The sequence below is a fragment of the Cellulomonas sp. P2_F12 genome (genome assembly GCF_056403775.1).
The window spans coordinates 43,565-68,792 of the sequence record NZ_JBFUEV010000012.1 but is presented as its reverse complement, the minus strand read 5'-3'; the positions used below and the strand labels follow the sequence as shown (position 1 = coordinate 68,792).

Sequence of the window (25,228 nt, the reverse complement as noted above, 5' to 3'; positions counted from 1 at the left end):
GGCTAACTTCTGCCTGATCGTCGGCCGATAGGAACCAAGTGCCCCGACGGGGCCCGAGAGGGGATACAACATGGCGGGAGTCGTGGTCTGTCACGGCTCGGCGGTCGTTCGTGAGCGGCTCGTCGTGACCTCCATCGGCGTGCCCGCCCTCGGCCCGGTACGCGCGGCGTCGTCGGTCGACGAGCTGCTGAGCCTGGCGCGGCGCATGCCGCCGACGGTCGTGCTGCTCGATGCGCACCTGGCGGCACCGGGGGCGATCGAGGCGATCCGTCGTCTGCGTGCCGTCGCGCCCGCCGCCGCCATCGTGCTGCTCGCGCTGCCGGACGACACCGTGGCGCTCGACCGTGCGCTCGCGCTCGGTGCCCGTGGCTTCCTGGCGCCCGACGTCGGCCGCGCCGAGCTCTCCGCCGTCGCCGCGCACGTGCTGGCCAGCCCCGTGCTGCCCGCGCCCGCCGGGCCGCGCACGCCGCCCGTCGACGTGCCCAGCCAGGGTGGCTTCCGGGGCGACGCGCGGACCCCCTCCGAGGGTGTGCCGGTCGTCTCCGCGCCGGACGCGAACGGCGCTCCGGTCGGCGTCCCCACCACGGGGGCCATCCCCGGCGTGCCGCTGACCAAGCGCGAGATCGAGGTGCTCACCGGCATGAGCCACGGCCGGTCGAACGCGCAGATCGGCGCCGAGCTCTACCTGTCCGAGGACACCGTCAAGACCCACGCCCGCCGGCTGTTCCGCAAGCTCGGCGCCAACGACCGGGCCCAGGCCGTCGCGATCGGTCTACGGCGAGGGCTGATCCGGTAGTTCCGAGCACGTATCCTTGCCAGATGACGGAGCACTCGCCTGCCGACCCGTTCGCGCGCATCGGGCTGACCTACGACGACGTGCTCCTCCTGCCGGGGGAGACGGACGTCATCCCGAGCGAGGTGGACACCACCTCGCGCCTGACGCGCGAGATCTCCGTGCGCGTGCCGCTGCTGTCGGCCGCCATGGACACCGTCACCGAGTCGCGCATGGCCATCGCCATGGCGCGCCAGGGCGGCATCGGGATCCTGCACCGCAACCTGTCCATCGAGGACCAGGCGCACCAGGTCGACCTGGTGAAGCGCTCCGAGTCCGGCATGATCACGGACCCCGTCACCGTCGGCCCGGACGCGACGCTCGCGGAGCTCGACCACCTGTGCGGCATCTACCGCGTGTCCGGGCTGCCGGTCATCGCCGAGAACGGGCTGCTGCTCGGCATCATCACCAACCGTGACCTGCGGTTCGTGCCCGGCGGCGAGTTCGAGACCCGCCGCGTGCGGGAGATCATGACGCCGATGCCGCTGGTCACCGCGCCGGTCGGGATCGCGCGCGACGACGCCGCGGCGCTGCTGGCCAAGCACAAGATCGAGAAGCTGCCGCTCGTCGACGACGCCGGGATCCTGCGCGGGCTCATCACCGTCAAGGACTTCGTGAAGACCGAGCAGTACCCGGACGCGACGAAGGACGGCGAGGGTCGGCTGGTCGTCGGTGCCGCCATCGGCTTCTTCGGGGATGCCTGGGAGCGGGCCTCCGCCCTGGTCGAGGCGGGGGTGGACGCGCTCGTCGTCGACACCGCCAACGGCCACGCCCGGCTCATGCTCGACATGGTCCGCCGGCTGAAGTCCGACCCCGCGACCCGCCACGTCCAGGTCATCGGCGGCAACGTCGCGACGACCCCGGGTGCGCAGGCGCTGGTCGACGCGGGGGTCGACGCCGTGAAGGTCGGCGTCGGGCCCGGCTCCATCTGCACCACCCGCGTGGTCGCCGGCGTCGGCGTCCCGCAGGTCACCGCCATCTACGACGCCGCCCGCGCCTGCAAGCCGGCCGGCGTGCCGGTCATCGGCGACGGCGGCCTGCAGTACTCCGGGGACATCGCCAAGGCCCTCGTCGCCGGCGCGGACACCGTCATGCTCGGGTCGCTGCTGGCCGGCTGCGACGAGTCGCCGGGCGAGCTCGTGTTCGTCAACGGCAAGCAGTACAAGCACTACCGCGGCATGGGGTCGCTAGGCGCCATGGCGTCGCGCGGCCGGATCTCCTACTCCAAGGACCGGTACTTCCAGGCCGACGTGTCGTCCGACGAGAAGATCGTCCCCGAGGGCATCGAGGGTCAGGTGCCGTACCGCGGCCCGCTGTCGGCCGTCGCGCACCAGCTGATCGGTGGCCTGCACCAGTCGATGTTCTACGTCGGCGCGCACACGATCCCGCAGCTGCAGGACCGGGGGAAGTTCATCCGGATCACGGCAGCCGGGCTCAAGGAGTCCCACCCGCACGACATCCAGATGACCGTCGAGGCGCCGAACTACACCGGCCGCTGAGCACTCTTGTCTGACCCGGCGGACTTCTACACCGGGCTGGTCGCCGAGCTGTACGGGCCGCTGCGGTCCTTCACGTCCGACCCCGCGCCGTACGCCTCGTTCATCCGCGCGTCCGGCGAGCCCGCCCTCGAGCTCGGGTGCGGCGACGGCGACCCGCTCCTCGACCTGCGTGCGCTCGGGCTCGACGTGGACGGTGTGGACTCGTCGGCCGACATGCTCGACCGACTGCGGCGCGCGGCTGCTGCGCGGGAGCTGGCGGTCACCGTCTTTCGGCAACGCATGGAGGAGCTCGACCTGCCGCGCCGGTACCGGTCGATCTTCCTGGCCGGGGCCACCTTCAACCTCCTTCCTTCCGACGACGTCGCCCTCCGGGCCCTCCGCGCGATCCGCGCGCACCTGACCGACGACGGGTCCGCGCTGGTGCCGTTGTTCGTGCCGGGTCCGACGCCCGCCGTGCAGATCGGGGTGTTCCGCGAGGCGTTCATCGGTGGCGCGGTGCTGCGGGTCGCTGTCGTGCACGAGTCGCTCGATCACTCGGCGCGCGTCCGACGGACGACGCTGCGGTACGAGCGGGTGGCGGACGGGGTCGTCGAGGTGGCGGAGCGTGAGTGGCTCCTGCACTGGTACACGCGGGCCGGGTTCGAGGCGCTCGCCGTCGCGGCCGGGCTCGAGCCGACGACTGTCGCTGATCCCGAGGACGCGGCCGCGGTGACGGTGACGCTGCGGGTTCGGTGAAGCGGGGACGCGTCCGATCGCGCGGCGGGCTCGGTGATCTCCGGCCGCGGGAGGGTGGCGCCGGTGGTACCAGCGCAACACGGCCTCGGCGTCCGGTTCAACGGGCGAGCGGGGGCCGCGCACCGACCGAAGCGGAGAATTGTTTCCAGCGACGGAACCGCATTTCGGGCCGTCGATTGTTGTGTGGATAACCGCCCGATCTTCCGGGGCTGTGGGCGGCTCGATGCACCTTTGCTAGGTCGCTGACCTGCGGTCATACTAATTCCTCCGTTTGTCTCACGATGCGAACAAATGCGCCGCTAAATGTCAGTGGTCGCTGGGAGACTTCTTTGTGGCGGGATTGTGGGACCCGGTTCGCGGGTTCGTCCCGGTGGCGCGAGGAGGTGGGCGGCGGTGTCGATCGAGGAGATCTCGCGGGGTGCCGATCCCGCGCCCGCGGTTGAGTCCCGGTCCGCTTCGGCCGCCTTGGTGGCGTTGACCGCGGCGGTGGATGCGCTGGCCGTGGCGTCCGACCCGGCCTGCCCCACGGGTCGCCTGGAGGGGGAGGCGGGGGTCGAGGTGGTCCGGGAGGCCCTCGCGGTGGCGGGGCGGTTGTCGGCGATCGCGGCGCGGGTGGTGCCGGTGGTGGAGGCGGACGGGTGGTGGGCACTGGATGGTGCCCGGTCGATCACGACGTGGGTCGCGGCGCAGGGTCGGCTGCCGCACGGGGAGGCCAAGCGGCTGGTCACGTTGGGGCGGGCGTTCCGCGACGCGGCCCCGCGCACCGCGGCCGACGCGGTCGCCGGCACCGTGCCGGTCGACGCGGCCCACGCGATCGCGGCCGCGGCGAACACCCAGGACCGGCGCACGGCCCTGGCCGCCCCCAGCGAGGAGTGCGGGGAGGAGTTCCTGCTSGAGCTGGCCCGGGTGCTGCCGGCCGCCCAGTTCCGGGTGCTGACCCGCCGCTGGGCCGCGCACGCCGACCCCGGCGCCGACGAACGCGGCTACGTCGAAGCCTCCGACCGGGAGTTCTTGACCCTGGCCCAGACGATGGACGGGTGCCACCTGCGCGGGTTCCTGACCACCGAGCACGGGCACGCCCTGCAAGCCGCCCTGGACGCCATGACGACGAAGTCCGCCGACCAGGCCGGGCACCCCGCGAGCCGGCGCCGCGCGGGGGCGTTGCTGAACCTGACCCGCCTGGTCCTGGACCGCGACCTGACCGGCACCACCGGCACCCACCGCCCCCACATCACCGCCGTGGTCGACCTGGACACCCTGCACCGCGCCCTGAACCGCGCCCCCGGCACCCGGGCGGGCGACGACCAGTCGCCAACCGGATCGCCACCAGCGGGAGACATCGGGTCACCGCCGCCACCACCAGCCGGCGACGTCGCGCCACCGCGCCCGCCGGGCTCGGGCGGGGACCTGGAACGGTTCGCGGTCGCGGAGCTGGTCGGCACCGGACCCATCCCGGACACCGTGCTCGCCCGGCTCGCGTGCGACTCCGCGATCACCCGGGTCGTGTTCGGACCGGCCTCCCAGGTCCTGAACGTCGGACGCACCGAACGCACCTACACCGGGCCCAAACGCCGCGCCATCATCGCCCGCGACCGCCACTGCCAATACCCCGGCTGCGACGCCCCACCCGCCATGTCCGAGATCCACCACACCCAGCACTGGCACCGCGACAACGGCACCACCGACGTCCACACCGGCTGCCTGCTGTGCTGGCACCACCACGAGATCGTCCACGACCGCGGCATCGAGATCACCCACCACCCCACCGGCCGATGGCACTTCACCGACCGCCACGGCCAACCACTCCACCAAGCCACCTAAGACCGGCCGAGCACACACGCCGATCGTTCACGCGCTGGTGATTCGCCGGACTCACGCGGCGACCGCTTTGGTTGCAGACTGCCCTCATGGCGACTGATGGGGTTCCCGGCGAGGCCGCGGTGGCGCAGGAGCCGGCCGACGCCCACTACGACTACGACCTGGTGGTGATCGGATCGGGCCCCGGCGGGCAGAAGGCGGCGATCGCGTCGGCGAAGCTCGGCCACAAGGTCGCGATCATCGAGCGTCGACACATGATGGGCGGCGTCTCCACCAACACGGGCACCATCCCGAGCAAGACCCTGCGCGAGGCGGTCATGTACCTCACCGGCATGGCGCAGCGTGAGGTCTACGGCGCGAGCTACCGCGTGAAGTCCGACATCACGATGGAGGATCTCTTCGCCCGCACGCAGCACGTCATCGGCCGCGAGCACGAGGTGATCCGCGCGCAGCTGCTGCGCAACCACATCGACATCCTCAACGGCACCGGCTCGTTCCTGGACGCCCACACGGTCGGGGTCCTCGACGACGACGGCGTTCGCCGCACCCAGTTCAGCGCGCGCTTCGTCGTGATCGCCACCGGCAGCAAGCCGCACCGGCCGAACACGGTGCAGTTCGACGGGAAGACGGTCCTGGACTCCGACGGGGTCCTCGCGCTCGAGTCCGTGCCCAACTCGATGGTGGTGGTCGGCGCCGGGATCATCGGGATCGAGTACGCATCGATGTTCGCGGCGCTGGGCACCCGCGTCACGGTCATCGACAAGCGGCCCGCGATGCTCGAGATGTGCGACCCCGAGGTGGCCGAGTCGCTGAAGTTCCACCTGCGGGACCTGTCGGTGTCGTTCCGGTTCGGCGAGGAGGTCGCGGGCGTCGACAGCAACACCCACGGCACCGTGACCCGGCTGGTCTCCGGCAAGCGGATCGCGGCCGACGCCGTCATGTACTCCGCCGGCCGGCAGGGGCAGACCAACGCTCTCGACCTCGAGGCGGCCGGGCTGTCCGCGGACTCGCGCGGGCGGATCGCGGTCGACGACCAGTACCGGACCGCGGTGCCGAACATCTTCGCGGTCGGCGACGTCATCGGGTTCCCCGCACTGGCCGCGACGAGCATGGACCAGGGCCGGCTCGCGGCGTACCACGCGTTCGGGGAGCCGGCTCGCGAGCTGCAGTCGGTGCAGCCCATCGGCATCTACACGATCCCCGAGATCTCCTACTGCGGCCGCACCGAGGAGGAGCTCACCTCCGAGGCCGTGCCGTACGAGGTCGGTGTGGCCCGCTACCGCGAGCTCGCGCGCGGGCAGATCGTCGGCGACTCCTACGGGATGCTCAAGCTGCTCGTCCACATCGAGACACGCGAGCTGCTGGGCGTCCACATCTTCGGGACCTCCGCCACCGACCTCGTGCACATCGGGCAGGCGATCATGGCGTGCGGCGGGACCGTCGACTACCTCGTCGACACCGTCCTGAACTACCCGACCCTCTCCGAGGCGTACAAGGTGGCCGCCCTCGACGCGACCAACAAGATCCGCCAGGTGGACCGCTTCAGCAGCTGACCCTTCAGCCGGGCGCGATGCGTGCCGATGTGGGTGGCAACACCCCTGACGCAGGAGCACCGATGACCACCGCCCAGCCCGGCTGGTACCCCGACCCCGAGGACCCCTCGGCGGCCCGCTGGTACGACGGCAGAGGCTGGACGGACCACCGCGCGCCCGCCCCGACACCGGAACCGGCTCCGGCACCCGTTCAGGCTCCGGCCCCCGTTCAGGCTCCGGCCCCTGATCAGGTTGCAGCGCCCGTTCAGGCTCCGGCCCCTGTTCATGTTGCGGCACCCGTTCAGGCTCCGGCCCCTGTTCAGGTTGCACCGCCCGTCAAGGCACAGGCGCCTGTTCAGGCACCTGCTGCGGCGGCCTGGGCTCAGCAGCCCGCGCCGTCGACCGCCGCCGCCTGGTCGCAGCAGCCCGCGCCGACGCCGGTGCTCACCGCGACCCAGCAGTCGCCCACGAACTTTGCGGCCTGGCCCCCGGAACCCGCCAACCAGGGGCGCGGCGGCGGCAGGACAGCGCTGATCATCGTCATCTCGGTCATCGGCGGGATCTTCGTGATCGGCCTCCTCGCCGCGATCGCCATCCCCGTGTTCCTCAACCAGCGCGCGAAGGCCGAGCTGTCGGGCCTCTCGTCGGTGACCTGCGAGTCCATCGGCGCCGAGGCCGTCGCGACCTCGCAGGCCGGGGTGACCGGTGACCAGATCCCGCTCACGTCGGTCAGCGGGCTCACGATGACGGACGACCGCCGGCCCACCATGCACCGTCCCTCGCCGGGCAGCTCCGAGCTCGTGATGAGCTGCTCCGGGACCGCCCTGTGGGAGGACGGGGTCACGACGCCGCTGGACGTCGAGCTCTACGTCGACTCGGCCATGACGCACACGGTGTCGTTCACCTGGGAGTGACCGCCCGGTCCGGCTGATCAGCCGTGGGCGGCGGCCGCCCCGCGCGCCACGGCCGCGACCATCGCCTCGGCGATCTCGGGCGTCGCGGCCGCGAGGATCGAGTCGGACTCCAGCGACCACGGCTCCCCTCGAACGTCGAGGACGACCCCGCCGGCCTCCCGGACCAGCACCACGCCCGCGACCACGTCCCAGGTCGCGTTGCCGAACAAGATCGAGGCCGACGTGCGGCCCGTGGCGACCCACGCCAGCTCGGTGGCCGAGGTTCCGACGACCCGCACCTTGCCGACGGTCGCCGCCACCTCCCGCAGCGCGTTGGCCCGCACGTCGAGCGGCCAGGGCGCCACGGAGGTCCACGACAGGTCCCCGACCGTCACGGTCAACGAGTCGAGCGGACCGTCGAGGGTCGACACGCGGACGTCCCCCTCGCCCGTCCGGACCCACGTCCCGGCGCCACGCGCCGCCCAGACGATCTCGCCGGTGGTCACGTCCGCCGTCACACCGACCACCGGGTCACCCTCCGCGAGCCGGGCCAGCGTGCACGCGACCAGCGGCAGGCCGGCGACGAAGTTCGCGGTCCCGTCGATCGGGTCGACCACCCAGCGGTCCGGCGCCGACTCCCGCGGCGACCTCTCCTCGCCCTGGACCGGCAGCGACGACCCGGCCCGCAGCGTGCCGACGACCGCGTCCTCCGTCGCCAGGTCGACCGCGGTGACCAGGTCGTTGGGGCCCTTGAGCCGCAGGACTGCGCGGTCGTCGGTCCCCCGCACCACCGCCAGGCCCGCCTCGACGGCGCGGAGGGCGAGGTCGACATCGGGCTGGAGGTCCTGGGCGATGAGCGTCGTCATGGGCGCATCATCGCCCCTGCGTGCGACGCCTAGGTGAACGGGCGTCCGTCAGTCGGTCGCCGTGGTGCCCTCGTACAGGCCGAGCTGGTTGCCCTCGGAGTCCTCGAACGCGGCCCACCAGCTGGTCGGCGAGATCTCCTGCTTCTCCAGGACGGTGCGGCCCCCGAGCTCGTTCGCCCGCTTGAGCGCGTCGTCGATCGAGTCCACCTCGACGTAGCTGCGCGGCACCTGCAGGTTTCCCGCCCGCGCAGAGAACCCGCCGCCGCTGATGCCGTTCGGGGCGGCCCACATCGGGTACCCCTCGTAACCGGGCGACTCCTTGATGTCCCAGCCGAACAGCTCCGCGTAGAACGCCGTCGCCCGCTGGAGGTCGTCCGCCGGGATGTCGATGTGCGTGATGTCGCCGTGCGCCATGGCCTCGCTCCTCGCACTCCTGGAGGGCCCCCCGGGGTGGCAGGCCCGGAACCGGACAAGCGTAGGACCGGGAACGACGAGGACGACAGCCCGCGCGGGTTCACGCATCGACGGCCGTCGCAGGCGGATTCGGCGCACCCGCCGACCTCGGCTATCCTCAGTCGGCCGGGAGGATTCGCCTAGTGGCCTATGGCGCACGCTTGGAAAGCGTGTTGGGTGAAAGCCCTCGGGGGTTCGAATCCCCCATCCTCCGCGCACCGAAGGGCCCGTGAGCAGCTGCTCGCGGGCCCTTCGACTTGCCGCCACGACAGTGGCCGCGAGGTCAGCTGTCGGTGGGCGATCCTGTCGCAGGGCCCCACCGCCACGTGCGTCACTCGCTGACCAGGTGCACGACCGGGCGGGAGGGTGTCCCGACGCCGAGCGCCCCGTCAGGCACACCGCGCACGACGAACCTCGGCAGCACGAGCGCGATCATCACGATCAAGAACGCCAGCGCGATGGCGACGACCAGGCACCCGCACCCGAGACCTCGCCCAGCCGTCCAGGACCGCGACTCTCGGGCTGGTCGTGTCATTCGGTCGACGCCTGTCCGTGGGGTAGCTAGCTCGCCGCGAACGCGGCCGAGGCGAAGATGACCGCACCGAGCACGGCGACCGCGTACGCGACGGGGACCAGCCAGCGGCCGATAAGAGGAAAGCGTTGCTCGATGAGCCGTCGCCGCTTCCTGCGCTCTGCTTGATCGAGAGACCAACCGGTGAACGGCGCCCGTCCGCCGGTGGCCCACTGCGCCAGGCCGGCGCCGGCAAGCGCCATCACGGCGCCCACGACAAGGGCTGTCCGCTCCCAGCTCGACACGGCTCACCCCTTCCCGACGACGCTCGATCCGTTCGTCGTGGCGACACATGCTCGCAGACGAGCGGGTCCGCAAGGCGTCGGTTCGCCGGTCGATGTTCTTGCCCCCGGACACCGGAAACCCGACGTCGCGGGCCGCCTCGCGGGAGGCCAAACGGACGTCCACGACGGTCGGACCGGCACGGGCTATGGACCGATCACCCCCGGTCCGACGTACGCTCCTTCGTCGTGGCCACCTTCTCCTCCGTCTCGCGCCAGCACGTCCTCCAGGCGATCGCCGAGTACGACGAGCGCGGCGGCAGCGAGTTCCTCGACCTCTACGGGTTCACGCCGGCCGTGGGCTACCCGCTGGTCCACGAGGGCCGCAGCTACGACTCGAGGGCCGTCCTCGGCGTCGCGCACCGGTACGCGACCGGGCGTCTGGCGACGTCCGAGGAGTTCCACGGCGGCATGCAGAGCGCCGTCACGATCCTGCGCAAGCGCGGATTCGAGGTCACGGAGCCGGCCTCGGCCGTGCGCGCCGCCCCGGTCCGCGCCCCGCGTGCCACTCGCACGCCGGTCGTCCGGGCCACCCCGACCCGTGAGGCCGCACCGGCGATCTGCCCGACGTGCCTGATGACGCTCCCGGCGACGGGCATCTGCGACGACTGCGGCTGACCGTCGTCGCTCGACCGACTACCCCTCCAGCCAGGCCAGCGCCCCGCGCGCCGCGACCACGCCGGTGCTGAACGAGGCCTGCAGCAGGTAGCCGCCCGTCGGCGCCTCCCAGTCGAGCATCTCGCCGGCGACGAACGTGCCGGGCAGCCGGTGCAGCATTAGCGACTCGTCGACCTCCGACCACGCGATGCCGCCCGCCGTCGAGATCGCCCGCTCGATCGGCATCGTCGCGGTGACCACCACCGGCACCGCCTTGACCAGCGACGCCATGGCAGACACGTCGCTCGGCAGCGCCCCCGCCAGCCCCTCCCGCAGCAGCCCGATCGCGACCGGGTCCAGGGCGAGCGTCCGGCGCAGCCAGTTCGAGCCGGAGTCCTTCGGCCGACGACGCTCCAGCCGCTCGGCGACCTGCTCGTGGGACAGAGACGGACGCAGGTCGACCTCGATCACGCTGCGACCGTCGGTCTCGAGGTCATCGCGGATCGCGGCGCCGATCGCGTAGACCGGGCCGCCCTCGATGCCGGTCCGCGTGACCATCGCATCGCCGCGGGACCGGTGCCCACGCACCGACAGCCCGACGTGCTTGAGCGGCTCCCCCTCGAACCGGTCGGCGAACGTCCCGGTCCACTCGACGCGCATCCCGACGTTCGCGGGTCTCAGCGGCGTCGTCGTGACCCCTTGCTCGGAGAACGGGCCGACCCATCCGCCGTCCGCGCCGAGCCGCGGCCACGACGCGCCCCCGAGCGCGAAGACGGTCACGTCGCTGACGACCTCGCGCGTCACCTCGTCGGCACCCGTGAGCTGCAGCCCGCCGTCCGTCCACCCGGTCCAGCGCTGCCGCCGCTCGATCACGACCCCGAGATCGGCCAGGCGCGCCAGCCACGCGCGGACCAGCGGCGTCGCCCGGAACGATCGCGGGAACACCCGCCCGCTCGACCCGACGAACGTCTGCTCACCCAGGCCGGCGCACCAGGCCCGGAGGTCCTGCGGGCCGAAGCTCTCGAGCATCGGCGCGAGCCGGTCGGCGGAGGCGCCGTACCGCGCCAGGAACGGCTCGAGGTCCTCGGAGTGCGTGATGTTCAGCCCGCCGTGCCCCGCGAGGAGGAACTTGCGGGCGGGCGACGGCATCCGGTCGTAGACCGTCACCGCGACGCCGGCCCGGGCCAGCACCTCCGCGGCGATCAGTCCCGCCGGCCCGCCGCCGACCACGCTCGCCCTGCTCATCGGGCGAACGTATCCGACGTCGGCCAGGTCCTCAGACCCCGCGCTCGATCGGGAGCCGTCCCGCCGCCACGGCCCGGACCAGCGCGGCGTGGTCGGCCTCGGTCTGGTCGGCGTACGCGAGCGCGAACCTGGCCATCGCGGTGTCGAGCTTGTCCGACCGCCCCCCGTAGCCGGCGATCATCGACGCGCCGCTGGTCCGCGCGTGACCCTTGGCCAGCAGGCGCCCGACGATCCCCGCGTAGTCCCCCAGCGCGGCGGCGTCGATCGCGTCCAGGGCGACCGTGCCCTTCATGTTGCGGAACTGGCGCACGTAGAACTGCAGGCCGCCCACCGTCGTCCAGCCGAGCAGCGGGTCGCTCACGGTCTGCAGCGCCTGCTGGTACTCGACGACCCGCTGGCCCTGGTGCGCGTGCCAGGCGCTGTCTCCGTGGACGTGCTGGGCCAGCACCGACCGCCGCGCCTGCTTGAGCTGGAGGAAGACGACGTCGTCGGGACTCGATCCCTCGAGCAGCGCGATGTAGGCGCGCAGGCCGACCGAGCCGACGCCGACGACCTTCTGGGCGACGTCGACGAGGGTGTAGCCGCCGAGCGCCCGGCGCCAGTGCGGGGCGAGCGTGGCGAGGTAGTCGTCGAGACCTTCCGCGACGAGGTCCGCCTCACGGTCGGACAGTCGCGTGATGAGCGGCGGCTGCTCGACGATCCGGCGCTGGCCGCCCTCCGACGCGGTGAACTTCGGCAGCGCACGGTCGCTCGTGCGGGTCCGGGCGCGCTTCACGGCCCGGTCGATCTCGGCGGCCAGCGTGCCGTGCGGCGCCCGCTCGTGGATGCGGTCGACATCGAGCCGCTCGAACGAGCGCGCGAGCAGCGGCCGGTCGGCCAGGCGTCGGATCTCGTCGCGGTAGGCGGCGCTGCAGGAGACCGCGGCCGACTCGCACGCGTGCTCGGGCGCACCGTTCTGCCGTCCTGCCACCCAGATGCTGGCGACGAGCCGGCGCAGGTCCCACTCCCACGCGCCGGGATGGGCCTCGTCGAAGTCGTTCAGGTCGATGACCAGGTCGCGCTCGGGCGACGCGTAGAAGCCGAAGTTGCCCAGGTGCGCGTCGCCGCAGACCACGGGCGTGATGCCGGTGGCGGGCAGGGTCGCCAGGTCGTTGGCCATGACGACGGCCGACCCGCGCAGGAACCCGTACGGCGAGGCCGACATGCGTCCGACGCGGAGGGGGATCAGCGACTCCAGCCGCCCCTCGTGGCTCTCGATGATCTGCGCGACGGGGTCACGGTCCGTCGGAGACCAGTCCCCCAGCGACGAGCGCGGCACGGCCTCGCGCAGGGCGTGCCCGGTCCGGTAGCGCTCCTCGCGGGTGGCGGGCCGGCGCCGCAACGACGCGTAGTCGCTGCTGTCGGCGCTCTGGAGGACCACGTGGCCGGCGACAGGCCGTCCGTCCATCGATGCCCACCTCGGAGTCGGATGCCCTGACCTCCGGAGTCTCCCGCGCCTGTCAACCCGACGGGGATGGCGCCCCACTCCGCACCGGACCACACTGGACGCGCACGACACCCCTGCCACCGATGCCTGAGGGAGACGACGCCACCATGCGCAAGCCGCTCGCCGTCGTCCTGGGGGTCGTGCTGCTGGTCATCGGCACGATCTTCGCGCTCCAGGGGCTCGGCTACCTCGGCGGGAGCGCGATGACGGGGGTCACCCTGTGGGCGGTCGTCGGCCCGATCATCGCCGTCGTCGGGCTGGTCCTGATCGTCACGTCGGCCCGGCGTCCACGCAGCTGACCTGTCGGACCGCCGTGCTGGCCCGGCTCGCACGAGCGACGACGGGTTCTCCGACCAGCGCGCCAGCCGCGGCAGCCCTGGGCCGACGACGTCGACTGACGATGGAGCCCGTCAGGCGGTCGCTGCCTCGACGGTCGCGGCCGGCTTCTGGACCCGCCCCCGGACGAAGATCAGCGCCACGATCGCGAGGAGGATGAAGACGATGTTCGCCGGTCCGGCCAGGGTCAGCAGGACGCTCTGCGGCGCGGTCGCCGCCTCGTCGATGCCGCCCGTGGCCAGGAAGAGCGTCGGGTCGTACAGGCCGTGGATGAGCATCGGCCAGATGAGGTTGCCGGTCACGCGGAGCGTCAGGTACATGCAGATGCCGAACCCGAACGTGAACCCGACCGTCGCCAGCACGGTGCCGACGGCCTGCCCGCCGAGGATGTTGCTCGCGTGCAGCAGCGCGAAGATCAGCGACGACAGCACCATGACGACCCACTCGGACTTGCCCGAGTCCCGCAGCATCTTCACGGCGATGCCCCGGGTCAGGATCTCCTCGACGAACCCGACGAAGAGTCCGGCCACGAAGGTCACGGCGACCACACCGGCGGCATACGAGGCGTAGTCGATGCCGAGCAGCCGCAGCACGATCGCCGCGACCACGAAGACGGGCGCGAGCCACATCCACCACGAGCCACGGATCGGCTGTCGCGCGAACAGCAGCGGGAACCACCCGACCGACGCGACGAACGCGACGAGCACGACCGCTCCGAGAACCAGGGGCACGAGCAACCCGAAGAACACGCTCTGCGGCGTCGCGAAGATGTCGTCGGCGTTCACCTGGTCGCCGAACAGAGCCCCGACCAGCTGCCCGGCCCCGATGTAGAGCGCGAGGTACACGACGGCCACCAGGACCGCTCGCCACCAGCCCCCGCGGTCCCAGAAGGCCTTCCAGCGAGAGGGGGAGGTCGGGTCGAGCGAGGTCACGGGCGGCTCCTGTCGTAGCGGGTCGTCACGCGAGCAGCAACGTCTGCCTGCTCGCTGGACTCACACCATCGCTGACAAATCGCCCACAAACAAGCCGACCCCGGCGGGGGCCTCCCGGTCAGGAGAGCGTCGAGTGTCCCGCCCGCCAGACGCTCGGCGCGTCTCCGCGACTGCGCTTGAAGGCGCGGCTGAACGCCTCCTCCGAGTCGTAGCCCACGTGGTGCGCCACCGCGACCACCCCCAGGTCGGTCGTCGCCAGCAGGTCCTGCGCCACGTGCATGCGCCACTCGGTGAGGTAGCGGATCGGCGAGCGGCCGAGCACCTCACGGAACCGGGTGTCCAGCTGCGACCGGGACACCAGCGACTCCCGCGCCAGCAGCTCGACGGTCCACTTGCGCTCGGGCCGCCGGTGGATCGACGCCAGCGCGGGGGCCAGCACCGGATCCCGCAGAGCCGCGGTCCAGCCCCGGTCCACAGCCGGGGCGGTCGCCAGGTGCAGGCGCAGGACCTCCACCAGCAGCACCTCGGGCAGGCGGGTCGGGATGCCGAGGGTGCCCGCCGACGTCTGCTCGAGGGCGTACTCGATGTTGGCCTGCACCCACTGCGACGCCGGGCCGGTCGGATGGACGACGAACACGGGTGGCAATGCCCTCAGCTCCGGGTCGAACAGCGGGTCGAGGCTGTGCAGGTAGCCGCAGACGACGTCGGTCTCGGAGCCGTCCCGGCCGTACCGGAGCACCGGCATCTGCGCCCACGGGGCCGGCGGCATGAACGTCGTGATGGGCACGACGTCGGCGTCCTGCAGGCCGCCCATCCGGTGCTGGTCGCCGTACGGCAGCACGATGACGTCCCCCGGGCCTGCCCAGTGCTTCGCGCCATCACCGACCGCCACCCAGCACGACCCGGACGCGACGACGTGGAACAGCACCACCCGATCCGTGCCCGGTCGCAGCATGGCGGCGGTCACGGGGCCGGACATCGACTCGTACGTCCACGGCTCGCGGTACTCGGCCCGCAGGAAGACGGCGCCCTCGAGCCGGAGCCGTTCCAGCGCGGTCTGCAGCAGGACCGGGTACGTGGGGTCCCGATCAGGAAGGCCGGTGACGCGGTCATGGTCCGCGGACGTGCTCACCACGAGGCTGATCGTGTCATACCGACACATCACGCAAGGAGTACGACAATGCCGCTGTTCATGGACATCCACCACATCGACGGACCGGTCGGGATGGGCGATGTCGCCCAGGCTCACCAGGCCGACCTGCACACCCAGGGTTCCTACGACGTGAACTACCTGAAGTACTGGGTCGACGAGACGCAGGGCAAGATCTTCTGTCTGGTCGACGCCCCCGACGCCGAGACGGCCGCGACCGTCCACCGGCAGGCGCACGGCCTCGTCGCGGACGAGATCTACCGCGTGGACGAGGGCGTCTGAGCTCTCCACCGAAGGCTCGTGACCTGCAGCGATGCGAGGTCACGGGCCTTTCGCCTTTCCGTCCCGGTGCGGGGCGCCCTAGCGTGGCCAGGAGCGCCGGAAGGAGACACCGATGTCCGCACCCGAGACGCCCCCGACCCCGTCGCCGGCGGTCCGCGCCCAGATCCTCGCCACGGAGCACTGGAGCCTGCTCGCCACCCGCAGCACGCTCTGGTCCGAGGTGATGAGCCGCATCACCATCCACCTGACCGTCGTGTCGGCCTCGCTCGTGGTGCTGGCGCTCGTCGCCCAGGCGTCGGGCTTCGGCAGCCCGTTCACCGTCCTCTCGATCGGGCTCGCGTCCGCGGCCCTGATCCTGGGCACGCTGACCGGGGTGCGCGTGATGAACGCGAGCCACGACGACAGCGCCCTGATCCTCGGGATGAACCGGCTCCGCGCGGGCTACATCGCTCTCGACCCGGAGGTCGCCGACTACCTCATGACGTCGTGGCAGGAGGATCGCGCCGGCCTGATGCGCACCTACACGATGGGGCTGCCGCGCTCGACGTTCAGCCACGTGGCCGGCAGCACGGCCATGTTCGTCAACGTCGTGAACGCCCTCGTCGCGGGCACGCTCGGCGCGCTCGTCGCCGAGGCCGCGGGCGGGAATCCGGCGGTGACCGCCGTGGTGGGCGTGCTCACCGGGCTGGTCTACCTCGTCGTCTGGCTCGAGTACGGCCGCCGCTCGTTCGGGACCGTCGACTAGCGGCCGCCGCCCCGTCCCACTACCGGGTCGACGAGGGCGTCGGAGCCGTCCGGGCCGACGTCGTCGACCCTGCGGCGATGACCCCGTCTCGCAGGCCGCTCAGCAGGCCGCCGGGGAACAGCTGGATCGGCAGGATCGTGTAGCTGCCGCCCCGTCGGGCCCGCAGGAACACGAACTCGCCGCGCACCGAGACCGCGCGGTACGCGAACAGCCTCGTCTCGGCCGTCCCGCCGGGGCCGTCGAGCCACAGCGTGTGCGGACCGAGCGCGGCGCGATAGACGAATCCGACCGGGATCTGCCGCGTCAGCTGGCGGGTGACCGTGACGTGCCGTCTCCACGTGCTCCACACCATGAGCAACGAGAGGAGTCCGGCAACGACGAGGCCGCCGACGACGCTCTCCGCCTCGCCACCGGTGATGACCACGACCAGCACGGACGCCCCGCCGACGATCGCGGCGAGCATGCCGATGCGAGCCGGCGAGACGGTCACCTCACCGAAGTAGGCGGTCGCCATCCGAGCGACGAAGCCCGGGTCCGTCCGGAACCACGTCGTCCCGGTCGGCGGCGCGAGCGCAACGGCGTCCGGCGTCGCGTCGGCGGGCTCGTCCGCGGCGACCGGTGTCGCGACCTGGATCCGCTCCACCAGCTCGTCGAGGAAGGCCTCAGGGAACAGCTCCCGCGGGTACACGGTGAGGACCTTCGTCTTCCGGTTCTCCAGCGCGACGAGGTGTCGGCGCACGCTCACCCGGCGGTACGTCCCGAGCCGGACGGAGGCCCTCCCCAGCGGCCCCTCGGTGACGAGGCTGTCCGGACCGAGGGCCGCACTGATCCGCGTGCCCGGTGGGAACGACCGGGCGGCGCTCACCCGCCCGTAGACGTAGGCGGCCAGCATGAGCAGGACGAACACCGCGGGGAAGCCCACCACGAGCACGACGAACGGCGCGATGACCAGGGGATCGGCACCGCTGTCGCCGCCGACGACACCCGCCACCACCATCGCGACGAGGACGAGCTCGATCACGATCACGAAGGGCCGGCTGAGCATGCATCGCCACTGCGCGTTGACCACTCGCGGCACGTACGTCGCGTCGGTCGTGCACGTCAGCCAGACGAGGGGTTCGGGTGGCGCAGCGGGTTCCACGGGCCGAGGGTAGGGCCGAGCCGACCGCCCGGTCGGCCCGTCGGCACAGGTTCAGCCGGACGCGCGGGCTTCACGCCGTCGCGGACGAGAGCTACCGGGCCGAGGTAGCCGACCCGACCCTCTGCCTGAGCAGGTCGAGGTTCGCCCCGGGGAAGATCTGCGCGGGGTAGATCCAGTACAGGGGCGTGTCGCGGGCCCGCAGGAACACCAGCTCGTCGCGGACGGAGATCGACCGGTACGCCCCGTAGCTCGTCTCCCCCGTCACGGCCGGGCCCTCGACCCAGACGCCGTCCGGCAGGAGGGCAGCCCGGAAGGTCGACCCCACCGGGACCTGGCCCGCCAGCACGCGGGCGAACCGGTTGCGCTGACGCCGCATCGACCACGCCACCGCGGACGCGCCGAGACCGACGTAGACGAGGCCGGCGACCACACCGCCCGTCCCGCCGCCGGCGACCACGACGCCGGCCACGAACAGCCCGACGGCCATCACCACCTGGACGGTGACGCGCCGGGGCGCGAACGCGACCTCGCTCACATAGGCCCGCACCACCCGGTCGACGTAGCCGGGACCCGTGGTGTACGTCGCCACAGCACTCGGACGCGGGAGCCCCACCGGTGCCGAGGGCGCCGCCTGCGGAGCCCCGTCGATGCGCCTGCGGAGATCCTCGAGCACGTCGTCCGGGAAGAGCTCGCGCGGATACGCGACGAGGTAGGCGTTGGTGCGGTTCTCCAGCAGCACCACGTGCCGACCCGCGATCACGCGTCGAAAGGCCGCGAGCCGGACCGACGAGGTCCCGCGCGCCCCCTCGGCGACGAGCCGGTCCCCGTCGAGCGCGACCTTGAGCTGCGTGCCCGGCGGGACGCGGCGCCGCGAGCGGACCAACGCGCCGACGTACGCCAGCACCACCCCGCCGACGAGAACCGCCGCGACCACGAACGCGGTGCTGCGGACCTCGGGAGCGACCAGCGCGAGCACCAGCAGCAGCCCGACGAACACCTCCGCCGCGACCATCCGCGGGCGGACCAGCAGGCGACGCCACTGCGCGTCGACGGCCCGGCGCACGTACGACGGCCCGGTGGTGCACGTCAGCCAGACGAGCGACTCGGGCGGGGCGGCAGGTTCCACGGCCCGAGGCTAGGGGCGGCCTGCCGCGTTGGGGGAGCGGGTGGCGACAGGTTCAGCCGGACGCCACGCCGTCAGGCGTCCCGACGGCCGATCGCGACGACGTGCCGCCGCTCCAGCACGACCGGGTCCCCCGCGTGCAGCCCCCGCAGCTCGACCGGCTCGCTGTGCAGCAGACCCTCGAGCTCCACCTCCCCGACCTGCTCGAGCACCACCCACATCCGCTCCTCGAGACCCTGCTGCGGCACCACGACCACCTTGACCCGGTCGCCCACCTGCACGGCTGCCAAGGCCTCGTCGGTGGGGACCCGGAAGGTGTCGGGCGCGGCCGCGCGGCGCTCGGCGACGTCGGCAAGGCTCCAGCCGACCCGGCGACGGAACACGTCAGCCCGCGACCGTCGTCGGCGCTTGCGCGGCGGCGCACCCGGTGTCCGTGGGCACGCTGAGCTGCTCAGGGGTCAGTTCCACGCGCCGATCGTAGGTCCGGGCCGTCCCGCCTCTGCGCCCGGTCACTCGGCCAACGCCCGCACGGTGTCGATCGTGTCCGCCTCGGCTGCGGTCTTGTCCTCGCGGTACCGCACCACCCGCGCGAACCGCAGCGCCAGACCGCCCGGGTACCGCGTGGACCGCTGCAGCCCGTCGAACGCGATCTCCACCACCTGCTCCGGGCGCAGCTCGACCACCCAGCCGTCGAGCGGCGAGGTCGCGAGCGCCGTGAACCGTTCGGTCTGCCAGCGCAGCATCTCGTCGGTCATCCCCTTGAACGTCTTGCCGAGCATGACGAACCCGTCCCCGTCGCGGGCGCCGAGGTGGATGTTGGACAGCAGCCCCTTGCGCCGGCCCGACCCCCACTCCACGGCCAGGACGACGAGGTCGAGGGTGTTCCGCGGTTTCACCTTGATCCATCCCGCGCCACGGCGACCGGCCTCGTAGGGCGCGTCGGCGGCCTTGACGACGACGCCCTCCTGGCCGGCGCGGACCACCTCCGCGAAGTAGTCGCGGGCGGCCCCGGGATCGGACGTGACCAGCCTGTCCACCACGGACGACCCGGCGACCGCGTCGAGCGCCTCGAGCCGGCGCAGCAGCGACGCATCGAGCAGGTCGACACCGTCGACGTGCAGACAGTCGAAGAAGAACGGGGTCAGCGTGACCGCCGCAGCGACATCGGCGTCGCGGGTCGCCGAGCGCGACGCCGTCTCCTGGAACGGACGCGGCCGCCCGTCGGGACCGACCGCCAACGCCTCGCCGTCGAGCACCAGGTCGGTCGAGGGCATCGCCAGGACCGTCGCGACGATCTCCGGCACGCGGGACGTGATGTCGTCGAGGCTCCGCGTGAACACCCGCACCTCCGGTCCCTGCCGGTGCACCTGGATCCGGATGCCGTCGAGCTTCGAGTCCACGACGACCGGTCCGGGCGCGAGGCTTGCCCACGCGCTGTCGACGTCCGGAGCGGACTGCGCCAGCATCGGACGCACGGGCCGACCGACCACCAGCGTGAACTCGGCGAGTGCCCGTTCCGGGTCCGCCGACGTCAGCGCCGCGACCGCGACCGGCTCGGTGTCGCCCGCGAGCATCGCCGCCCGGCGCACCGCATCGGGCGGCACCCCGGCCGCCTCCGCGACGGCATCCAGCAGCAGCGCGTCCAACGACCCCTGGCGCAGCTCGCCGGTGACCAGACCCCGCAGGAGCCGCTGCTCGTCGGCGGTCGCCGCAGCGAACAGCCCGGCGGCGGCCGTGGTCCGTGCCGTCCCGGAACCGGGCCCGGCCAGCCGGGACATCGCTTCGAACGTGGCGTCGACCCCCGCGACCGTCAGCGTGGGCTCCTCCGCGGGCTCCGGCAGCGCCGTCATCGACCGCCAGCCGAGCCCCGTCCGCCGCTGGCGCAGCTGCCCGCCGAGGTATCGGGACACGACCGCGACGTCCCCGGGCGGCGTCCTGCGCAGCACGTCGACCAGCAGAGCCCGCTTGGCCAACCGCGACCGGGTGGTCGCGAGAGCCATGGAGGTCGCGGCGATCTCGGCGAGGCGCATGTCCGCATCTTGCCGCTCCGCTCCGACACCCGCCCGTAGCCTGCGTCCATGACCAGCTGGCGCGACACCACACCGGCCGACGTCCAGGACGATCTCGACGGCGTCGTGGGGGCCGCGCTGGATGCCGCCCAGGACCTCCTCGCCAAGAACGGGGAGTTCTTTCCCTTCGTCATCACCCTCGACAACGACGGCGCCCTCGCCCTGGCGGCCGGCGATCCTGGGCTGGGCGAGCGGCCCGAGTCACTGGCTGTCCTGGCTCACCTCTACGCCGGAGCGGCGCAGGAGCGTGCGGACCATCGGGCCTTCGGCTTCGTCGCCGACATCCTGTCGGACGGGGCGGACGCCGTCCGCGTCGAGGTCGAGCACCGCGACGGCGGACCCGCCCTCGCTGTTGTTGCCCCGTACGTGCGCAAGGGCCTCATCCGCAAGATCGTCACCTACACGGGCATGGGCCTCGAGCCGGGCGAGCGACGCATCTGGTCCTGACGGCCTACAGGAGCCGTTCGCCGGTTCAGCCCGCGCACGTCGACGCCCGACGCGACGTCGTCGACGCGACCATCGCTGCACGGCACGAGCCTCCGCAACGGTTGACGCCAGCAGACAGATCTGTCTACTCTTCCCGAGGCATTAGACAGACCGGTCTACCCAACGGAGTCCCTCGTGACCCAGCTCGCCGAACGGCCGACCACGATCACCCGCACCCGCACCCGGACCTGGCGCCTGTCGCCGCGGGTGTCCTTTGCCCTCCTGGCATCGATCGTCCTCGCGTTCCTCGGCGCCTCGAGCGCCCCGACCCCGCTCTACGCGATCTACCAGGCGGAGTGGGGCTTCTCCGCCACGACGACGACCATCGTCTTCGGCACGTACGCGATCGCGGTGCTGACCTCGCTCCTGGTCCTCGGGCGGTTGTCCGACCATGTCGGCCGCCGGCCCGTGCTGCTCGGCGCGCTCGCGCTGCAGGCGGTCGCGCTGGTGATCTTCACGACGGCCGACGGCGTCCCGATGCTGCTGCTGGCGCGCGTGGTCCAGGGGTTGTCGACCGGCGCGGCCGTCGCGGCGATCGGTGCCGGCATGCTGGACATCGACCGCGTCCGCGGCACCCTGGCCAACGCGGCCGTGCCGGCGATGGGGACCGCTCTCGGCGCGCTCGTCGCGTCGTTCGTCGTCGCCCTGCTGCCCGCACCGACCCACCTGATCTTCCTGGCGCTGCTGGGGGTCCTCGCGCTGCAGTCGGTCGGCGTCCTGCTGATGCCCGAGACCGTGACGCCGGAACCGGGTGCCGTCGCCAGCCTCCGGCCGACCGTCGCGCTCCCCCGCAGCGTCCGTCGACCGGCGGCCGTCGCGCTCCCGGTGCTGTTCGCCGTCTGGGCGCTCCCGGGCTTCTACGGCTCCCTCGGCCCCGCGCTGGTCGCGACGCTCGTCGGGTCGAGCTCGGCGATGTTCGCGGGGCTGGGGCTGTTCGTGCTCGCCGGCACCGCGGCCGTCACGGTCGTCGTGCTGCGCGACAAGCCCGCCCGGGACGTGCTGCTCGTCGGCATCGCGACACTCGTCGTCGGCCTGGCCGTCGTCCTCGTCGCGATCGGTCTGCTGGCCCCCGTCCTGTTCTTCGTCGGCACCGCGATCGCCGGCGTCGGCTTCGGCAGCGGGTTCCAGGGGGCGATCCGCCTGGTCGTGCCGCAGACGCTGCCCCACGAGCGGGCAGGCGTGCTGTCGCTGCTGTACGTCGTGTCGTACCTCGGCATGGGGTTGCCGGCCGTGATCGCCGGGATCGCTGTCGTCCACGACGGCGGGCTGCAGGTGACCGCGCAGGGCTACGGCGTCGCCGTGATCGCGTTCGCGCTGGTGGCCCTCGCGGGGCTGCTGCGACGTACAGTAGACAGACCTGTCTGACGAGGGAGAGAGCGATGACCAGGACCAGTGCGCGCGAGCGACTTCTGGACGCCGCGAACGAGCTGTTCTACGCCGAGGGCGTGCAGACGGTCGGCATCGACCGCGTCATCGAGCAGGCCGGCGTCGCCAAGGCGTCGCTGTACAACACCTTCGGCAGCAAGGACGAGCTGGTCACGGCGTACCTCGAGTCCCGGCACACCCGCATCGCCACCCGGATCGCGCGCCACGTCGAGGGCTGCACCGACCCGACCGACCGGCTCCTCGCGGTGTTCGAGGCCCTGGACGAGATGGTCCACGAGCCCACCTACCGCGGGTGCGCGTTCGCGGCGGCCAGCACCGAGGCCCGCCCGGACGGCGCCGTCGTCCACGCGGCGGAGGCGTACCGGCGCTGGGTCCGCGAGCTGCTGACGGACCTCGCCTCGAAGGTCGACGGGGTGCCCGATCCCGACCTCCTGGCGCGGCGCCTGCACCTGCTCTACGACGGCGTCGGCATCTCCGCCCGCATGGACCACGACCGCGAGGCAGCCCAGGCAGCCCGCGCCACCGCCGTGGTGCTGATCGCGGCCGCGACGCAGCGCTGACCTGCGCACCTACGCGCCGATGCCCCCGTCGACGTACAGCCAGCGGCCGCCCTCGCGCACGAACCGGCTGGTCTCGTGCAGGCGTCCGCGCTGCCCGATCGCGGAGCCGTCGTCGAGCCGGTAGTGCGCCACGAACTCGACCGTGCCGGCGTCGTCCCAGGGCCCGCCGGCGTCCGTCTGCAGCACGTCCAGCCGCCGCCAGACCATGTCCTCGTCCAGGTCGAGCTCGTCGGGACGCGTGCTGGGGTGCCACGTGGCGAGCAGGTAGTGGACCGCGTTCGTCGCGAATCCCGTGTAGCGCGAGCGCATGAGCGCCTCGGCCGTCGGAGCGATGCGCCCCTCGGCCAGGTAGCGCCCGCAGCAGTCGGCGAACGAGTCGCCGGACCCGCACGGACAGCGGTCGTCGTTGTCGTCCATCGGCTTCTCCCACCCTGTCGTCCGCGTGAACCTAGCAAGAGTTCCGGGGGCTCGCAGGGGCAGCCCGGACCCTCCGCGCCGCGGGTTCCGAGCAGACCGATTCGCTTCGTACGTTCCGGTCCAGCCCATAGTGCCGTACGGTTGTCCCTGTAGTCGCAGTGCATCGCTTGTCATGACGGCCACGGGGAGACCCTGGCAGGACGTTCTCGAGGACCACCTCGGAGACGGACGACGAACACCGTGAATACCGGTCCCGGTCATCCGGGAGTTGTCCATACCGCACGTGAGAGAAGAGAACATCATGCCTGTTGGCACCGTGAAGTGGTTCAACGCCGAGAAGGGCTTCGGCTTCATCGCCCCCGAGGACGGCGGCCCGGACGTGTTCGCGCACTACAGCGCCATCACGACGAGCGGCTACCGCACGCTCGAGGAGAACCAGAAGGTCCAGTTCGAGGTCACGCAGGGCCCCAAGGGCCCGCAGGCGTCGAACATCACGCCCCTCTGAGCTTCTTAGCTCCAGAGCACGAGACCCCGGCCGACTACCGGCCGGGGTCTCGTCGCATCCTCGACCAGGCGCCTCCGCTCCCGCTCATACCGACCGCACTCGCGCCGCGCACTGCACGACCGACAGGACGGACGCCATGAGCTCCCCGACGCTTACCGACACACCCACGCGACCTCGCGACCGAGCAGTCAGCGACTTCACCGAGCTGACCCGCACCGTCCAGGCCGCCGGCCTGATGAAGCGCCGCCCCGCGCACTACGCCGTGCGGCTCTCCGCCGCCGTGCTCGCCGTGCTGGGCCTGATCGCCACGATCATCCTGGTCGGCGACTCCTGGTGGCAGATCGCGGTCGCCTTCGCCGCCGCCGTGATCCTCACGCAGGTCGCCTTCCTCGGCCACGACGCCGCGCACCGGCAGATCTTCGCCGACGGACGCGCGAACAACTGGACCTCCCTCGTGCTCGCCGACCTCTTCGTCGGCCTGAGCCACGGCTGGTGGCAGCGCAAGCACACGCGCCACCACGCCAACCCGAACAAGATCGACGCCGACCCCGACATCGACCTCGAGGTCCTCTCCTTCACGCCCGAGCAGGCCGCGACGCGCACCTCGAAGCTGTCGATCTGGTTCCTGAACCACCAGGGCTGGTTCTTCTTCCCGCTCCTGCTGCTCGAAGGCGTCGCGCTGCACGTCGCCGCCGTCAAGCGCCTGTCGTCGCGGGAGAAGCTGGACCACCGTGCCGCCGAGATCGTCATGATGTCGATCCGCCTCGTGGGTGGCGCCGCCCTGGTCTTCCTCGTGATGTCCTGGCCGATCGCGCTCGTGTTCCTCGCCGTGCAGATGGGCGTCTTCGGGTTCTACATGGGCGCCTCGTTCGCCCCGAACCACAAGGGCATGCCGCTGATCCCCAAGGACTCGCGCCTCGACTTCCTACGCCGCCAGGTGCTGACCAGCCGGAACATCGGCGGCGGCAAGTGGGTCGACGTGCTCATGGGCGGGCTCAACCACCAGGTCGAGCACCACCTGTTCCCGTCGATGCCCCGCCCGTCCCTGCGTCGCGCCAAGCCGATCGTCGAGGCGTACTGCCGGGAGCACAACATCCCCTACGTCCAGGTCTCGCTGCCGCGCTCGTACGCGATCATCGTCACGTACCTGAACACGGTCGGGAAGCCCGACCGCGACCCGTTCAACTGCCCGATGACGGCGCTCTACCGCGTCTGACCCTCGGCACAGCGAAAGCCCCCGTCGTCCTTCTCAGGACGGCGGGGGCTTTTGCTGTGCTCAGGTCGTCAG

27 protein-coding genes, 1 tRNA gene and 1 pseudogene are annotated in these 25,228 nt (G+C 72.1%); 17 read left to right on the top strand and 12 right to left on the bottom strand.

Going from position 1 to position 25,228, the window contains the following annotated elements:
* Positions 1 to 124 precede the first annotated feature (124 nt).
* The 7 genes and pseudogenes from AC1DWH_RS19195 (at position 125) to AC1DWH_RS19165 (ending at position 7,330) form a co-directional block, all read left to right on the top strand.
* Positions 125 to 796 (top strand): helix-turn-helix transcriptional regulator, encoded by a 672-nt coding sequence (locus tag AC1DWH_RS19195; RefSeq protein ID WP_456845906.1) that lies wholly within the window; start codon positions 125 to 127, stop codon positions 794 to 796.
* Between the two features lie 23 nt (positions 797 to 819).
* Positions 820 to 2,331, top strand: a complete 1,512-nt coding sequence (gene guaB / locus AC1DWH_RS19190; protein ID WP_456845907.1) for an IMP dehydrogenase — start codon at positions 820 to 822, stop codon at positions 2,329 to 2,331.
* Positions 2,332 to 2,337: 6 nt separating this feature from the next.
* Positions 2,338 to 3,066, top strand: coding sequence for a class I SAM-dependent methyltransferase (locus AC1DWH_RS19185; protein ID WP_477095031.1), 729 nt, complete (start codon positions 2,338 to 2,340; stop codon positions 3,064 to 3,066).
* Between the two features lie 393 nt (positions 3,067 to 3,459).
* A complete protein-coding gene (locus tag AC1DWH_RS19180; protein ID WP_477095030.1) occupies positions 3,460 to 4,887 on the top strand; it encodes an HNH endonuclease signature motif containing protein in 1,428 nt (475 codons plus the stop codon).
* Between the two features lie 86 nt (positions 4,888 to 4,973).
* The gene (gene sthA / locus AC1DWH_RS19175) at positions 4,974 to 6,437 is read left to right on the top strand and encodes a Si-specific NAD(P)(+) transhydrogenase (protein ID WP_456846300.1); all 1,464 of its coding nucleotides are present in this window, start codon (positions 4,974 to 4,976) and stop codon (positions 6,435 to 6,437) included.
* A 17-nt stretch (positions 6,438 to 6,454) separates the two neighbouring features.
* A pseudogene (locus AC1DWH_RS19170) lies at positions 6,455 to 6,604 on the top strand (DUF2510 domain-containing protein); the annotation flags it as partial.
* Between the two features lie 252 nt (positions 6,605 to 6,856).
* On the top strand, positions 6,857 to 7,330 hold the full coding sequence (locus AC1DWH_RS19165) for a hypothetical protein (protein ID WP_477095065.1): 474 nt from the start codon (positions 6,857 to 6,859) through the stop codon (positions 7,328 to 7,330).
* A 17-nt stretch (positions 7,331 to 7,347) separates the two neighbouring features.
* Here the strand turns inward: AC1DWH_RS19165 and AC1DWH_RS19160 are convergent, their stop codons facing one another.
* Both AC1DWH_RS19160 and AC1DWH_RS19155 read right to left on the bottom strand, forming a co-directional pair.
* The gene (locus AC1DWH_RS19160; protein ID WP_477095029.1) at positions 7,348 to 8,175 is read right to left on the bottom strand and encodes an inositol monophosphatase family protein; all 828 of its coding nucleotides are present in this window, start codon (positions 8,173 to 8,175) and stop codon (positions 7,348 to 7,350) included.
* 48 nt (positions 8,176 to 8,223) lie between these two features.
* Complete coding sequence (locus tag AC1DWH_RS19155; protein WP_456846298.1) at positions 8,224 to 8,589, bottom strand: VOC family protein; 366 nt, start codon at positions 8,587 to 8,589, stop codon at positions 8,224 to 8,226.
* A gap of 168 nt (positions 8,590 to 8,757) precedes the next feature.
* Here AC1DWH_RS19155 and AC1DWH_RS19150 point away from each other — a divergent pair.
* Positions 8,758 to 8,842: transfer RNA gene (locus AC1DWH_RS19150), tRNA-Ser, on the top strand.
* A gap of 347 nt (positions 8,843 to 9,189) precedes the next feature.
* Here the strand turns inward: AC1DWH_RS19150 and AC1DWH_RS19145 are convergent.
* Positions 9,190 to 9,444 (bottom strand): hypothetical protein, encoded by a 255-nt coding sequence (locus tag AC1DWH_RS19145; protein WP_477095028.1) that lies wholly within the window; start codon positions 9,442 to 9,444, stop codon positions 9,190 to 9,192.
* 225 nt (positions 9,445 to 9,669) lie between these two features.
* Here AC1DWH_RS19145 and AC1DWH_RS19140 point away from each other — a divergent pair, with 225 nt between their 5' ends.
* On the top strand, positions 9,670 to 10,098 hold the full coding sequence (locus AC1DWH_RS19140; RefSeq protein WP_477095027.1) for a ScoMcrA-related endonuclease: 429 nt from the start codon (positions 9,670 to 9,672) through the stop codon (positions 10,096 to 10,098).
* 18 nt (positions 10,099 to 10,116) lie between these two features.
* On the opposite strand, the gene AC1DWH_RS19135 is transcribed toward AC1DWH_RS19140, so the two are convergent.
* Positions 10,117 to 11,322 (bottom strand): BaiN/RdsA family NAD(P)/FAD-dependent oxidoreductase, encoded by a 1,206-nt coding sequence (locus AC1DWH_RS19135; protein WP_477095026.1) that lies wholly within the window; start codon positions 11,320 to 11,322, stop codon positions 10,117 to 10,119.
* A 31-nt stretch (positions 11,323 to 11,353) separates the two neighbouring features.
* On the bottom strand, positions 11,354 to 12,769 hold the full coding sequence (locus AC1DWH_RS19130; protein ID WP_477095025.1) for a DUF2252 domain-containing protein: 1,416 nt from the start codon (positions 12,767 to 12,769) through the stop codon (positions 11,354 to 11,356).
* Between the two features lie 122 nt (positions 12,770 to 12,891).
* On the opposite strand from AC1DWH_RS19130, the gene AC1DWH_RS19125 reads away from it, so the two are divergent.
* Entirely contained in the window at positions 12,892 to 13,107 is a 216-nt protein-coding gene (locus AC1DWH_RS19125) for a hypothetical protein (protein WP_477095024.1), read from the top strand.
* Positions 13,108 to 13,218: 111 nt separating this feature from the next.
* On the opposite strand, the gene AC1DWH_RS19120 is transcribed toward AC1DWH_RS19125, so the two are convergent.
* Positions 13,219 to 14,076 carry a lysostaphin resistance A-like protein gene (locus AC1DWH_RS19120; RefSeq protein ID WP_477095023.1) on the bottom strand — a complete coding sequence of 286 codons (858 nt, stop codon included), beginning with the start codon at positions 14,074 to 14,076 and terminating at the stop codon, positions 13,219 to 13,221.
* A gap of 118 nt (positions 14,077 to 14,194) precedes the next feature.
* Positions 14,195 to 15,211, bottom strand: coding sequence for an AraC family transcriptional regulator (locus tag AC1DWH_RS19115; protein WP_477095022.1), 1,017 nt, complete (start codon positions 15,209 to 15,211; stop codon positions 14,195 to 14,197).
* Positions 15,212 to 15,256: 45 nt separating this feature from the next.
* On the opposite strand from AC1DWH_RS19115, the gene AC1DWH_RS19110 reads away from it, so the two are divergent.
* Both AC1DWH_RS19110 and AC1DWH_RS19105 read left to right on the top strand, forming a co-directional pair.
* On the top strand, positions 15,257 to 15,508 hold the full coding sequence (locus tag AC1DWH_RS19110) for a DUF4242 domain-containing protein (protein ID WP_456846288.1): 252 nt from the start codon (positions 15,257 to 15,259) through the stop codon (positions 15,506 to 15,508).
* Positions 15,509 to 15,620: 112 nt separating this feature from the next.
* Entirely contained in the window at positions 15,621 to 16,253 is a 633-nt protein-coding gene (locus tag AC1DWH_RS19105; protein ID WP_477095021.1) for a hypothetical protein, read from the top strand.
* Between the two features lie 19 nt (positions 16,254 to 16,272).
* Here the strand turns inward: AC1DWH_RS19105 and AC1DWH_RS19100 are convergent, their stop codons facing one another.
* From AC1DWH_RS19100 to AC1DWH_RS19085, 4 genes are all read right to left on the bottom strand, one after another.
* Positions 16,273 to 17,394, bottom strand: a complete 1,122-nt coding sequence (locus tag AC1DWH_RS19100) for a hypothetical protein (protein WP_477095020.1) — start codon at positions 17,392 to 17,394, stop codon at positions 16,273 to 16,275.
* A 91-nt stretch (positions 17,395 to 17,485) separates the two neighbouring features.
* The gene (locus AC1DWH_RS19095; protein WP_477095019.1) at positions 17,486 to 18,520 is read right to left on the bottom strand and encodes a hypothetical protein; all 1,035 of its coding nucleotides are present in this window, start codon (positions 18,518 to 18,520) and stop codon (positions 17,486 to 17,488) included.
* A gap of 71 nt (positions 18,521 to 18,591) precedes the next feature.
* Positions 18,592 to 18,900, bottom strand: coding sequence for a hypothetical protein (locus AC1DWH_RS19090; RefSeq protein WP_477095018.1), 309 nt, complete (start codon positions 18,898 to 18,900; stop codon positions 18,592 to 18,594).
* Between the two features lie 126 nt (positions 18,901 to 19,026).
* A complete protein-coding gene (locus AC1DWH_RS19085; protein ID WP_477095017.1) occupies positions 19,027 to 20,547 on the bottom strand; it encodes an ATP-dependent DNA ligase in 1,521 nt (506 codons plus the stop codon).
* Positions 20,548 to 20,595: 48 nt separating this feature from the next.
* On the opposite strand from AC1DWH_RS19085, the gene AC1DWH_RS19080 reads away from it, so the two are divergent.
* From AC1DWH_RS19080 to AC1DWH_RS19070, 3 genes are all read left to right on the top strand, one after another.
* On the top strand, positions 20,596 to 21,033 hold the full coding sequence (locus AC1DWH_RS19080) for a hypothetical protein (RefSeq protein WP_477095016.1): 438 nt from the start codon (positions 20,596 to 20,598) through the stop codon (positions 21,031 to 21,033).
* A 174-nt stretch (positions 21,034 to 21,207) separates the two neighbouring features.
* Entirely contained in the window at positions 21,208 to 22,437 is a 1,230-nt protein-coding gene (locus AC1DWH_RS19075; protein WP_477095015.1) for an MFS transporter, read from the top strand.
* Positions 22,438 to 22,451: 14 nt separating this feature from the next.
* The gene (locus tag AC1DWH_RS19070) at positions 22,452 to 23,018 is read left to right on the top strand and encodes a TetR/AcrR family transcriptional regulator (RefSeq protein ID WP_477095014.1); all 567 of its coding nucleotides are present in this window, start codon (positions 22,452 to 22,454) and stop codon (positions 23,016 to 23,018) included.
* A gap of 9 nt (positions 23,019 to 23,027) precedes the next feature.
* Here AC1DWH_RS19070 and AC1DWH_RS19065 read toward each other — a convergent pair whose 3' ends face one another.
* Positions 23,028 to 23,435 (bottom strand): YchJ family protein, encoded by a 408-nt coding sequence (locus AC1DWH_RS19065; protein ID WP_456845111.1) that lies wholly within the window; start codon positions 23,433 to 23,435, stop codon positions 23,028 to 23,030.
* Between the two features lie 301 nt (positions 23,436 to 23,736).
* On the opposite strand from AC1DWH_RS19065, the gene AC1DWH_RS19060 reads away from it, so the two are divergent.
* Together AC1DWH_RS19060 and AC1DWH_RS19055 are read left to right on the top strand one after the other, a co-directional pair.
* Positions 23,737 to 23,940, top strand: coding sequence for a cold-shock protein (locus tag AC1DWH_RS19060; protein WP_028049733.1), 204 nt, complete (start codon positions 23,737 to 23,739; stop codon positions 23,938 to 23,940).
* Positions 23,941 to 24,076: 136 nt separating this feature from the next.
* Positions 24,077 to 25,156: a fatty acid desaturase family protein gene (locus AC1DWH_RS19055; RefSeq protein WP_477095013.1), complete on the top strand. Its 1,080-nt coding sequence runs from the start codon at positions 24,077 to 24,079 to the stop codon at positions 25,154 to 25,156.
* Positions 25,157 to 25,228: the final 72 nt, after the last annotated feature.

What these genes read in the sequence shown, in the direction of transcription:
- guaB (WP_456845907.1), top strand. Translation starts at nt 820, where the DNA reads ATGACGGAGCACTCGCCTGCCGACCCGTTCGCGCGCATCGGGCTGACC.
- sthA (WP_456846300.1), top strand. Translation starts at nt 4,974, where the DNA reads ATGGCGACTGATGGGGTTCCCGGCGAGGCCGCGGTGGCGCAGGAGCCG.
- AC1DWH_RS19160 (WP_477095029.1), bottom strand. Translation starts at nt 8,175, where the DNA reads ATGACGACGCTCATCGCCCAGGACCTCCAGCCCGATGTCGACCTCGCC.
- AC1DWH_RS19155 (WP_456846298.1), bottom strand. Translation starts at nt 8,589, where the DNA reads ATGGCGCACGGCGACATCACGCACATCGACATCCCGGCGGACGACCTC.
- AC1DWH_RS19135 (WP_477095026.1), bottom strand. Translation starts at nt 11,322, where the DNA reads ATGAGCAGGGCGAGCGTGGTCGGCGGCGGGCCGGCGGGACTGATCGCC.
- AC1DWH_RS19130 (WP_477095025.1), bottom strand. Translation starts at nt 12,769, where the DNA reads ATGGACGGACGGCCTGTCGCCGGCCACGTGGTCCTCCAGAGCGCCGAC.
- AC1DWH_RS19125 (WP_477095024.1), top strand. Translation starts at nt 12,892, where the DNA reads ATGCCTGAGGGAGACGACGCCACCATGCGCAAGCCGCTCGCCGTCGTC.
- AC1DWH_RS19110 (WP_456846288.1), top strand. Translation starts at nt 15,257, where the DNA reads ATGCCGCTGTTCATGGACATCCACCACATCGACGGACCGGTCGGGATG.
- AC1DWH_RS19105 (WP_477095021.1), top strand. Translation starts at nt 15,621, where the DNA reads ATGTCCGCACCCGAGACGCCCCCGACCCCGTCGCCGGCGGTCCGCGCC.
- AC1DWH_RS19085 (WP_477095017.1), bottom strand. Translation starts at nt 20,547, where the DNA reads ATGCGCCTCGCCGAGATCGCCGCGACCTCCATGGCTCTCGCGACCACC.
- AC1DWH_RS19080 (WP_477095016.1), top strand. Translation starts at nt 20,596, where the DNA reads ATGACCAGCTGGCGCGACACCACACCGGCCGACGTCCAGGACGATCTC.
- AC1DWH_RS19070 (WP_477095014.1), top strand. Translation starts at nt 22,452, where the DNA reads ATGACCAGGACCAGTGCGCGCGAGCGACTTCTGGACGCCGCGAACGAG.
- AC1DWH_RS19065 (WP_456845111.1), bottom strand. Translation starts at nt 23,435, where the DNA reads ATGGACGACAACGACGACCGCTGTCCGTGCGGGTCCGGCGACTCGTTC.
- AC1DWH_RS19060 (WP_028049733.1), top strand. Translation starts at nt 23,737, where the DNA reads ATGCCTGTTGGCACCGTGAAGTGGTTCAACGCCGAGAAGGGCTTCGGC.
- AC1DWH_RS19055 (WP_477095013.1), top strand. Translation starts at nt 24,077, where the DNA reads ATGAGCTCCCCGACGCTTACCGACACACCCACGCGACCTCGCGACCGA.